The sequence below is a fragment of the Brevibacterium senegalense genome, from assembly GCF_000285835.1.
Classification (GTDB): domain Bacteria; phylum Actinomycetota; class Actinomycetes; order Actinomycetales; family Brevibacteriaceae; genus Brevibacterium; species Brevibacterium senegalense.
Genome location: NZ_HE978604.1, coordinates 248993 through 259822, shown reverse-complemented (window position 1 = coordinate 259822; position 10830 = coordinate 248993). Strand labels below are relative to the sequence as shown.

At 65.8% G+C, this 10830-nt stretch carries 13 protein-coding genes; all 13 read right to left on the bottom strand.

All coding sequences use genetic code 11. The features are described from left to right. Positions 1-5: 5 nt before the first annotated feature. A complete protein-coding gene (locus HGBR_RS19515) occupies positions 6-854 on the bottom strand; it encodes a sugar transferase (RefSeq protein WP_161601865.1) in 849 nt (282 codons plus the stop codon). Continuing rightward, a complete protein-coding gene (locus tag HGBR_RS10555) occupies positions 854-2023 on the bottom strand; it encodes a DegT/DnrJ/EryC1/StrS family aminotransferase (RefSeq protein ID WP_147522435.1) in 1170 nt (389 codons plus the stop codon). The genes HGBR_RS19515 and HGBR_RS10555 overlap by 1 nt, the downstream gene beginning before the upstream one ends. An 82-nt stretch (positions 2024-2105) precedes the next feature. Beyond that, positions 2106-3104, bottom strand: a complete 999-nt coding sequence (locus HGBR_RS10550; protein WP_147522434.1) for a hypothetical protein — start codon at positions 3102-3104, stop codon at positions 2106-2108. Positions 3105-3116: 12 nt separating this feature from the next. Next, a complete protein-coding gene (locus HGBR_RS10545) occupies positions 3117-3740 on the bottom strand; it encodes an arsenate reductase/protein-tyrosine-phosphatase family protein (protein WP_019159312.1) in 624 nt (207 codons plus the stop codon). A 15-nt stretch (positions 3741-3755) separates the two neighbouring features. Then, a complete protein-coding gene (locus HGBR_RS10540; protein WP_019159311.1) occupies positions 3756-5201 on the bottom strand; it encodes a tyrosine-protein kinase domain-containing protein in 1446 nt (481 codons plus the stop codon). Between the two features lie 140 nt (positions 5202-5341). After that, the gene (locus HGBR_RS10535) at positions 5342-6082 is read right to left on the bottom strand and encodes a peptidyl-tRNA hydrolase (protein WP_019159310.1); all 741 of its coding nucleotides are present in this window, start codon (positions 6080-6082) and stop codon (positions 5342-5344) included. Continuing rightward, entirely contained in the window at positions 6079-6558 is a 480-nt protein-coding gene (locus HGBR_RS10530; RefSeq protein ID WP_019159309.1) for a SufE family protein, read from the bottom strand. Before HGBR_RS10530 ends, HGBR_RS10535 begins: the two co-directional genes overlap by 4 nt. Continuing rightward, positions 6555-7472: a sulfurtransferase gene (locus HGBR_RS10525; RefSeq protein ID WP_019159308.1), complete on the bottom strand. Its 918-nt coding sequence runs from the start codon at positions 7470-7472 to the stop codon at positions 6555-6557. Before HGBR_RS10525 ends, HGBR_RS10530 begins: the two co-directional genes overlap by 4 nt. Positions 7473-7536: 64 nt before the next feature. Next, positions 7537-8127, bottom strand: a complete 591-nt coding sequence (locus HGBR_RS10520) for a PH domain-containing protein (protein WP_019159307.1) — start codon at positions 8125-8127, stop codon at positions 7537-7539. Then, positions 8124-8903: an alpha/beta fold hydrolase gene (locus HGBR_RS10515; RefSeq protein ID WP_019159306.1), complete on the bottom strand. Its 780-nt coding sequence runs from the start codon at positions 8901-8903 to the stop codon at positions 8124-8126. The genes HGBR_RS10520 and HGBR_RS10515 overlap by 4 nt, the downstream gene beginning before the upstream one ends. Next, on the bottom strand, positions 8900-9577 hold the full coding sequence (locus HGBR_RS10510; protein WP_019159305.1) for an NAD(P)H-binding protein: 678 nt from the start codon (positions 9575-9577) through the stop codon (positions 8900-8902). The genes HGBR_RS10515 and HGBR_RS10510 overlap by 4 nt, the downstream gene beginning before the upstream one ends. A 59-nt stretch (positions 9578-9636) precedes the next feature. After that, positions 9637-10428, bottom strand: a complete 792-nt coding sequence (locus HGBR_RS10505) for a class I SAM-dependent methyltransferase (protein WP_083882842.1) — start codon at positions 10426-10428, stop codon at positions 9637-9639. A 93-nt stretch (positions 10429-10521) separates the two neighbouring features. Continuing rightward, positions 10522-10830: integrase core domain-containing protein (locus HGBR_RS19510; RefSeq protein ID WP_218915962.1), on the bottom strand; the 309-nt coding region annotated here is incomplete at its 5' end.

Below are 10830 nucleotides of genomic sequence, written 5' to 3'. Positions count from 1 at the left end.
GCAGGTTACTCGCGTCCAGCAGAACCAAGGAGGCCGTGTCGTCGTAGCACTGTGTCAATTGCCCACATCGGCACACTATGCGAGTCGACCGCTGCCCCATTCTCGTCGTACCCCATGAACGAACCTTTTACCGACGCGGACCGCTTCTTTGAGTCTTCGCGGTCTAGCACGGATTGCACGAGCCGAATCATAAGACTAATGTCGACCGCGAACGAAGAGTTTTCGACGTACCAGACGTCGTTCTCGAACTGTTCGTCGTAGCTCGCCGGCAGTCGACCTGACCGTGGCGGACATTCGAGACCCGGTTTCACAGCTGTTCGCGCGCGATGCCGCACCGAATATCGACTGAAGTATTCGGGGACGAGAGGACGCGGGCCGATGAGTGACATGTCGCCCTTAAGAATGCTCCAGAAGTTCAGGAGTTCGTCCAGCGACGTCCTTCGCATGATCTTCCCAAGCTTCGTTACCCGCATGGCACCAGGCAGGGGGTGTCCGTTCTCGTCAAATGCCTCACGCATGTTCCGGAACTTCACCAGAGTAAACTTCTCACCGCCCTTACCGATCCGCTGTTGCCGAAAGAAGATCGGTCGCCCTAGATCCACAAGTGTCACCAGCGCAATGACGGCATTCACTGGGAGAGTCGCTCCAAGCGCTACTGCAGCTACCGCAATATCCAACGCTCGCTTTCCATACGCGGTATAGAACGAGTCTCGGGGATGTACCTCTTCGCACGCCGCATTCACGGCTGGTAGGTAGTGCTCACGCAGAAGGTCGGCAACCTCCCAACGCATGTTCCGGTTGAGCAACGCCCACTTCTGCTCGTATACGTCGCGTTGCTGATCAACCTCCCACATCAGACTGCGGCTCCTGCGGCAATGATCGCGTCGCATACACGGTTCACGTCGGCGATCTGCAGATCCGCGTACATTGGTAGTGTCAGCACCTCATTCGACAGGCGTGCCGCGTTCGGCGTGCCCGACGAGTCGTAGTCTTCCCTATAGGGATCGAAGTCAGTGACTAGCGGGTAGAAGTACTTCCGCGTGTATATCCCTTGGATGGCGAGTCCGTCGTGAAGGCCATCTCGAGTGACTCCGAACTCATCGGAATCAATCGTTACCGGCAAGTACGCGTGGTTCGAAGCTACTCCTTCAACGGGGTTGAGAAGTCGCAATCCGGCTACCTGAGACAACCGCTCCCTATATGCACTTTCGACTATCCCTCGCCTACGAATGTCGTCTTTCAGTGTACGAAGGTTGCAGAGGCCCATCGCGGCCGAGAACTCGTTCATCTTCGCGTTGCCGCCCACGTAGCCCACCTGGTCGCGTCCGGTGATGCCGAAGTTCTGCAGGTGCTTGACGCGGTTGAGCATCTCTTGGTCTCGCACGACCGCCAGTCCGCCTTCGATCGTGTTGAAGACCTTCGTCGCGTGGAAGGAGAACATGGACGCGTCGCCGAACGCCGCGGCGCCCACCCCGTCCCGCTCGACGCCGAAGGCGTGCGCAGCGTCGTAGATGACCTTGAGACCATACCGATCTGCGATGTCCTGGATCGCATCGACGTCACACAGCGTGCCGTAGATGTGCACCGGCACGATCGCACTGGTTTGCGGGGTGATGAGGGCTTCGATCGATGCGGGGTCGATCGTGTAGTCATCCGGCTTGATGTCCGCGAAGACCGGTGTCAGGCCGCTGCGGACGATCGCGTGCGTCGTCGACGCGAAGGTGAAGGGGGTCGTGATGACCTCTCCCTTCAGCTCGAACGCCTGCAACAGGGTCTCCAGTGCCATGTGACCGTTGACCGTCAGGGCACTGTGTGAGACTCCCAGGTAAGCGTTGAGCTCCGACTCGAGCTGTCGCACCTTCTCACCTCGATTGGTGAGCCAGCGCGAGTCCCACAGAGGCCGGATCTCCTCCACGAACGCATCGAAGTCCGGCATGGACGACCGCGTGACAGGAATTGGCACGGGCGAATCGTTGCTGTGCTCGTCCGCATCAGCATGAGAGCCAGTCGCATCAAGAGTCATGGGAGACAGATTATCAGGATTCATTCTTTCACCACTCATATACATGCCCGGTCGTCGCATTCACTTCCGCGACACAGAACATTCAATTCCATGATTCTCCAAGGTCATCGGATCGAAGCGTCTCGTCATTCGCCCACACATACAGCGAACCCGCGCCGACCGATGCGGCGATCTGATCCGGTTCAATCTCGACGTCCTTGCATTCACCCGAATCGCCGAGCTCGTCACCGTCGAATGAACGAACGGACACACCAGCGCATTCATCTGTGTCCTGCGAGACCACGAGGAAATCGTCTGCGCCGGACGCGACAGCCTGAGCACCGTCGACCGCGATCGTGTCGCTCCACGACTGTCCCGAATCGTAGGAGACCGCGACCGTGCCGTCATCGCAGAGGATGATGCCCCGTGCGTCTGCGCCAGAGGTCCCGACGACGGTGCACGGCGCCTCGACCTCCTCACCGGACACGACCAGGCCGTCCACGTCATCCTCAGGACTGAGGGTCCAGATGCCGCCGGCACCCGGTCCGGCCTCCCACGCTCCCCCGTAGACGTACGAGCGTGCGAACTGCAGTCCGCACTGCTGGTCAACGAATGCGAGTTGAGCACGACCGCCCTCACCGAACTGGATCTGGCGGACACCTGCCATCTCCAGCATCGACGTATCAGCCTGCGTCCATGTCTGACCGCCGTCCGCAGACACCTCCAGCGTGGGGTCCCCCGCGCCGCATCCGACGCCCTGGGCGCGCAGCAGACGCTCCGGATCGTCACTCACAGCCATCAGTCGATCCGAAAGCACCGCAGATCCCGGCTCCGCCTTGTCCGACCCGTCGCCCGTGGACTTCGTGTCATCATCGTCCGACGACGATCGACTTCCGGCAGGTGCCGTCGACGCCGCGCTCACCTGATCGCCGCCGTTCGTCGACGGGCCATCGTCGCCCTGCGAGAACAGAGCGAAGCCGCTGAGACCCACCGTGACCAGGCCCAGGATCGCCAGGATCGCCACCGTCGTCGTCGGAGACGATTCCTTACGCGGCTTACGCGGCTTACGCGGCGCGTACTTGCGGGAAGTCTTCTTCACCATGTCGCGCTCACATCATCCGTTTCCCACGGCCGAGCGCATGAGGCCTGCGATCGCACTGACCGCCGGGACGATCTGAGCAGCGGACTGCTCGTAGATCTCGTCCGACTGCTTGTACGGGTCGATGACGTCGTCATCCTCAGCCTGCGCAGCCGGCGGCACGGAACCGCGCATCTGCGCGATGAAGCTCACCGCCTCACGGATCCGAGCGCCTCCGTCCTCCAACGAACGCATGACGGGCGCCTCCGTCCGAAGTGCCTCCGCCAGGCGGCCGAACTCACGGAGAGTGAAGACGTACCGGCTGACGGCCGGCAGCATCTCCACGGCCTCACGTCGGTGCGACCGGGAGAGCGCCAGGACCAGGTCTGCCTCCTGCAGATGCTCCGGCCGCAACTGCCGCGCACGGTGCGGCTGCGGCTGCGCGCCGGTCTGCCGCTGGGCGATGGCGATGTTCTGATCCGTCATGGGAGCGTCGACCAGTGCGCGCGTCCCCGCGCTGCTCACCTGCACCGGCACGCCGGCCAGCTCAGACCGCAGCAGCGCCTCCGCCAACGGCGACCGGCACACGTTCCCGGTGCAGACGGTCAGGATCTTGAAGGGGCCCTCGGGGATCTTCTTGTCGAAGAGATCGAATGACATCGCCTATTCCTTCTCTCAGCGGCTGGTGCCGTGCTCTTCCTGGATCGGAATACCCGTCGTGTTGAGTGAGACCTGTGTCGCCACGTCGCTGCCGTATCCGCCGTAGCCGTACGCTCCGTAGCCGTAGCTGTCCGGTCCCTTCGTGGGCAGCATCGTCACGATGACGCCGCGCATGATGCCACCGGCGGTGTCGAGGGTCCGCACCGCCATCTCCAGCGCCTGCTTGCGCGTGGAGCCGGAGGCGGCGACGAGGATCGTGCCGTTCGTCCGCTTGCTGATGACCGCGGCATCCGTCACGAGGAGCAACGGCGGCGCGTCGACCAGGATGAAGTCGAAGTTGTTGTGCAGCTCGTCCATGAGGCGGCCCATCGCCTTCGACCCCAGCAGCTCGCTGGGGTTGGGCGGCACCTTGCCGGCGGGGATGACGTAGAGCTGTCCGCGGCCCCACCGCTGCACGACCTCCGTGGGCTCCGCGCGACCGATGAGCACGTCCGTCAGACCTGCGCCGCCCTCGATGCCCATGTAGTCCGCGATCTTGGGCAGACGCAGGTCGCCGTCGATGAGGACGACGCGCGCGCCGGACTCCGCCAGCGCGATCGCCAGGTTCGCCGTGGTCGTCGACTTGCCCTCCGACGGACCCGCCGAGGACACGACGAAACTGCGGCCGCGCTTCTGCGACTCGTCGTTGACCGCCAGGAACTGGAGATTCGTGCGCAAGGTGCGGAACGACTCCGCCCGGGGGTTGCGCGGATCCGCGTGGACGATGAGCGGGCGCTCCGCGGCCTCGGGATCGTACGTGATGCCGCCCAGCATGGGGGCGTCCGTCACCTGCTCGATGTCCCGCAGCGAGTGGATGCGGGTGTCGAGGACCGTCCGCAGGACCGCGACGGCAATGCCGACGGCAATGCCCAGGATCGCACCCAGAGCCAGGTTCAGCGGCACTCGCGGACTCACCGCATTCTCTGGGATGACGGCGGGCTGCACCGAGGTGATCTTGACGGGGCTCTCCCCCGCACCCGAGAACTCCAGTTCCTCCTGCACGACGTCGATGAGGCTTGCCGAGACCGCGTCTGCGATCAACGCCGCCCGCTCCGGATCCTCGTCCTGGACCTTCAGGTCGATGAGCGACGTGTCCGCCGGTGCACTGGCGGACACCTTCTCCGCCAACTCACCGGTGTTCTCCTCGAGTGCCATGTCCTCGATGACCGGCCCCAGGACGCTCTCCGTCTTCACCACGTTCACGTAGCTCTGCACACTCTGGCGGGCGAAGTTCGATCCCTGCACCAGTTCGCTGGAGCCCGGCGCATCCGTGCGCACGGACACGAACATCTGCGTCGACGCCTCGTACGTGGGCTTCATGAGGAGCGAGACCCCTGCAGCGGCACAGATGCCGATCAGGGTGACCGCCACGATGAGCACCCAGTTCTTGTGCAGGATGCGCACGTATTCGCGCAGTTCCATAGACGACTATTCCTTTGGGAAGACAGTACGGTCGCATACCTACAACCGCATGCAGGTAAGAATTGCACTCACTGTACCGCGTTCCTGACGAATCCTTGTGACTGAGGAAAGTTTTGGTCACGGCCCTGTGACCCGTCACGTCACCAGTGAGCGCGCGCGGTCTCCGTGGGTCCGTCGACCTCTGTGAATCCCGCATCGACGACGCGGACAGGAGCCGATGTCCGATCCCAAGCCTCCTGCGTGGGCGTCACCACCTGAACCCGGAACCCCGACCTGCGCCAGTCCTCGCGACGCTCCGCGGGCATCTGCTCATAGGCGAGCTGTGCGGCATGAGCGCATTGCGCGGCCGCCTTCCCCGTCGTCAATTCGACATCCGGTGACTGCTCGACCGTCACCCACAGTTCACCGGCTGCCGGCCTCTCCGACCGATCGCCGTCTCCCTCGCCCGTCCGTGGGAACTCCGTGCCGCCCACCTGGAGCTTCTTCAGCTCACGCGGCAACGGCTGCACCGGCCCGGGTGGGAAGACGAGGACCTCTGCGGGGCCGAACCCATCGGCCCCGTCCTTCTCGAGGTGCACGCAACCCAGAGCCGCCGCATCCTCGAACTGCTTGCCGTCTCCCCGGCGCACCACCTTGCGGATCGCGCCGTCGCGCCAGTACGCGACGGCTTCGTGCCAGTCGCCTCCCGGCTGGGAGCGGGGGTCGTCGAGGAAGGTGACGACGGCCTCGGCGACGGTCTCCACCACGTCCTGGTGACGGGCGATGTCCGTCTTGGACCGGCGGACCACAATGGGCAGCGCCCACGGGACGTCGTGGTCGAGCTCGTGCCGGCGCATGTGCGCGGTGTCCGGCAGCGGGGTCAGATCCGGAGCGTCACTCACGCAGTGGTCCCGGACTTCTCGATGACCTGCCGCTGGATGCGCGAGAGCATGCCAGACATCCCGTTGAGGCGCAGGGGACTGACCGCCTGGGTGAGCGACAGCCGCAGCGGGAAGTCCGCCGGCACTGCCAACACCTCCCCCACCGTGCGACCGTCCAGGCCCTCCTGCAGGATGCCCGCGAACCCGCGAGTCGTGGGCGCCTCCTTGGGCGCGGAGAAGAACAGGTGCACGGTGCCGGCCTTGGGATCCTCCGCGTGGGGCTCGACCTCCACGATCAGGAAGATGGGCGACTGGCACTCCGGGACCGGCTCCAGCAGCTCCGGGTGGTCCGCGTAGCGATCCGGCAGGGCGGGCAGGTCGTCGCTGAACTCGAGGAGCAGCTCCAGCAGCTCGTCCTGTGCGGCCGCAGCGAAGTCGTCCGCGATCTCCTGCAGGCCGCCCGGCAGGGGTGCTGCGTCCGTGGGGGTGTCGCTCATGCGCGGGGTGCCTCCCCCGGCTCCTCGCCCGTCACGATGGGGACGCGCACGACGTTGCCCCACTCGGTCCACGACCCGTCGTAGTTCTTGACGCTGTCGAAGCCCAGCAGGTGGGAGAGCACGAACCAGGTGTGCGAGGAGCGCTCGCCGATCCGGCAGTAGGCGATGATGTCGCCGCCGGCCTCCAGGCCCAGGTCGTCGAGGTAGAGCACCTTGAGCTGGGCGGCGTCCTTGAACGTGCCGTCCTCGTTCGCCGCCTTGGCCCACGGCACCGACTTAGCGGTGGGGATGTGGCCGCCGCGCAGGGCGCCCTCCTCCGGGTAGGCGGGCATGTGGGTGCGCTCGCCGGTGTACTCCTCGCCGCTGCGGACGTCGATGAGCGGGATCGAGCCGATCGCGTCACGGACTTCCGGCAGGAAGGCGCGGATCTGGGAATCGTCGCGGTCGACAACCGGGTATTCCGTGGCGGGGCGGGTGGGCTTCTCACGGGTGTACTCGCGACCCTCCGCCTCCCACTTCTGACGGCCGCCGTCCATGAGGCGCACGTCCTCGTGGCCGAAGAGGCTGAAGACCCACATCGCGTAGGCCGCCCACCAGTTCGACTTGTCTCCGTAGACCACGAGGGTGTCCTCGCGGCTGATGCCCTTGCTGCTCATGAGCTTCGCGAAGCCCTCGCCGTCGACGTAGTCGCGGGTGACGGGGTCGTTGAGCTCCGTGTGCCAGTCGATCTTGACCGCGCCGGGGATGTGGCCGGACTCGTAGAGGAGGACGTCCTCGTCGCTTTCGACGATGACGACGCCCGGGGTGTCGAGGTTGTCCGCGACCCAGGCGGTGCTGACGATGCGCTCCGGGTGCGCGTAGTCCTGGAACTTGGTCTCCTGCGTGTCCGCGGGGATGCGGGTGCTGTTGGTCACTGTGCCTCCAAAGTCGTTCGCAAGGGATTCTAGAGTGTGGGGTGCCGGCGGTGCCGTGCGATCGTCACACGTGGCCGGCCAGATGCGCGCGGTGCGCGTCGATGAGCTGCTGGGTCCACGGCATGGGGGCTGTCAGCCAGCGGTGGTGGACCTCTCTGAGACTGTGCCCGTTGTAGAGCTTCGCGCGGCGTGAGTCCGTCGCGTGGATCACGATGCGCTTGCCGGACCCCAGTGCGAGGACGGCCGCGCCGGTCCTGTATCCGTGGGTCTGCTCCTCCACTCGGGCGATCTGGTGCCAGGGGACGAACGAGTCCCGCATCCCCAGCTGACGGATCTCCACCCCGCGCGGGGTGGCGAGGACGCTGGTGCGGAAGCTGGTGGCCACCAGATAGGCCACCGCCGCGAACAGCGCCGTGACCACGACGATGCCCGTGATGAGGAGGACTGTGGTGCGGGTTCCGGCTACGCCGCTACCGCGGGCGGCGATCAGCAGGGCGAGAAGCACCCCGATGTTGGTGACTGCGGCGATGATGCAGGCGATGATCGGCACGGCGAACACGCCGCGGGACTGCGGGTAGGCGACGAGCACGGTCCGGTCGTGGGGTCCGGTGGCCAGCCGGTCCGCCCGCTTCTGCGCCCAGGCAGGAACGTTCATCGGGCGAGGAACGCCTGCAGGATCGACGCGAACTCCTGCGGCTTCTCCGAATGCACCCAGTGTCCCGAGCCCTTGACCGTCACCCGGCGGGTGCTGGGGAACAGTTCGCGCATCCCGGGTTCCGCCTCATCCGTGATGTAGTCGGATTCCGAGCCGCCCACCCAGAGGGTGGGCCCGTCGAAGGTCGAACCGGTGAGGTCCGGGAAGTCGCCGATCTGTCGCAGCGATCCGTGCAGCAGGTCGAGGTTGGGCTGCCATGCGTAGCCGTCTGCGGTGGAGCGCAGGTTCTGCAGGAGGAAGCCGCGGGTGCCCGCATTGGGGATGGGTTCCTGCAGCTGCTCATCGGCGTCCGTGCGGGACGAGAGCGCGTCCAGGTCCAGCTTCTTGAGCGAGCCCAGCAGATGGTCGAACTCCCCGCCGTTGTCCGAAGCCACCGGGGAGATGTCGACGACGACGAGGCGATCGACCAGGTCCGGATGGCGCAGTGCCAGCACCATCGCGGTCTTCCCGCCCATCGAGTGCCCGATGAGGTCGACGGGACCGTCTGCAGCGGCGCCCTGTCGCAGCGTGTCCGCGACCGCGTCCGCCATGTCGACGTACGAGAACTCATCCGTCCACGCCGAGTCCCCATGGTTGGGCAGGTCCACCAGTGTGCTGGTGTGCGTATCCGCGATCGCTTTGGCCGCAGTCGTGAAGTTCCGGCCGCGGCCGAAGAGGCCGTGGAGGAAGACTGCCCGGAGGGCACCCTCCCCCACGGTCTTCGTCGCGAGCGTCACTGGATCGCGTCAGCGATCGCGGTGTCGCCGTCGTAGAAGTTGATCGTCTGCCGTGACCCCGCATTCTCGATGAGGACGTGAGCGATGACGGCGGCGACGTTGTCGCGGCTGGTGACGGCGGCCTCGGCGGGCAGGCCCTCCACGTCACCGGTGCGGTCCGCGATGATGATCTTCCCTGTCGCAGGCTCCAGCGTGAGCCGGCCCGGTCCCAGGATCGTGTAGTCGAGGTTCGTGGAGCGCAGGTGCTCGTCCGCGTCGTGCTTGGCCTTGGCGTACGGGAAGAACGAGTCCTCCGGGTTCAGGGTGTCGACGTCGACGAGGGCGCGAGCATAGGAGACCAGGACGAACCGGTCGACGCCGGCCTGCTGGGCGGCATCCATCGCGCGGACGGCACCTTTGTGGTCGACGGCATCGGTGCGAGCCGGGTTGCCGCCTCCCGCACCGGCGGCGAAGACCACCGCATCAGCGCCGGCGAAGGCCTGTGCCAGGTCGTCCACGCTGGCGTCTTCGAGGCTCAGCTCGACCGGGTTGGCGCCTGTGGCGCGGATATCGTCTGCATGGTCGGGATTGCGAATGACTCCGTCGACCGCGTATCCCGCCTCGACCAGGCGCGGGGCCGCGAGCAGCGCGATCTTCCCGTGGGCTCCGATGATGACAGCCTTCTTCTCAGCCATGGACTGGCCTCCTTCTGTCGTGCGGTCCGAAACGGCGTGCGTCCCGGCTTCCATTCTGGTCAACGCGTGCCAGTGGCAGGTATTCCGCGCCGGCGCAGGAGGACGATCGTGTCGTCCAGCTGACCCGGTGATCCGTCAGGTGCGGTGGTGGTGCGGGTGACGACCTCCGCCCGCAGCGTCTCCCACTCGTGGGGGTCGAGGGAGAGCATCGTGAGCTCGTCCTGCGGCGTGGGGAAGTCCGCGTGCTGGTGGTCCGCGTGAGTGTGGTCGTGGCCTGCGTGGCCTGGCTCGTCGTCGTGCGGCTGCCAGGCTTCCGGATCCGCCCATGAGGGTGCGGCCGCGTGCGAGGTCAGCAGCAAGTGGCCGCTGGGCGCCACGAGGGATGCGGCAGCCTGGAGGATCCGCTGGCGGTCGAGCGCGACCGGGGACTGGAAGTAGCTGGCGGTCACGAGCTCGAAGGGGCCTGTCAGCTCCTCCGGGCGGCGCTCCTGGGTCAGGACGCTCAGGTCCGAGCGGAGGAACTGGGCACGCCCCTCCTCGAGTTCGGTCGCCTCCGCGGTGGCGCGGGCGCGGATGATCGCGCCCTGTGCGATGTCGACCCCCACCGCGTGCCACCCGCGGTGGGCCAGCCATAGGACGTCCGCCCCCTCACCACAGCCCAGATCCAGCGCGGTGCCCGGCAGGATGTCCTCGGCCACCCGGGCGAGGATCGCATTCACGTTCCCAGACCACCGAGGGCTCTCCCCGTAGAGGGCCTCCCAGTAGGCCTGCGGGTCCAGCGGCGTTCCGCTGCTTCCGGGGGTTCCGCCGGTCTGCGGATTCTGGCCTGGCTGTTCGCCGTGGGTGCTCATCCCTCCAGGCTAGTCGTTCGCGCCCGGGCCTGTCCCGTCTCGCTAGAGTGCGGAGCTAGAGTGCGGAGGGTTGAACCGTCCTGGGTTTCGTTCCTAGACGGCAGTTAAAGTATCGACCTGTCTTGCCACGGTTGCAAAGTGCTCAGCTTCGACCTCGGCGGGAGTCCGATGGCCGAGCCCTTCATGCAGCCGGCCGGTGTTCCACCAATGCACCCAGTTCATCGTCGCGAACTCCACCTCAGTTAGCCCTGCCCATGCCGGTTGCGAGTAGATCAGCTCAGTCTTGTACAGCCCGTTGACTGTCTCAGCCAGCGCATTGTCATAGCTGTCTCCTACACTCCCCACAGACGGCCGGATACCCGCGTCAGCGAGTCGCTCGGTATAGGCCACGGCAACGTACTG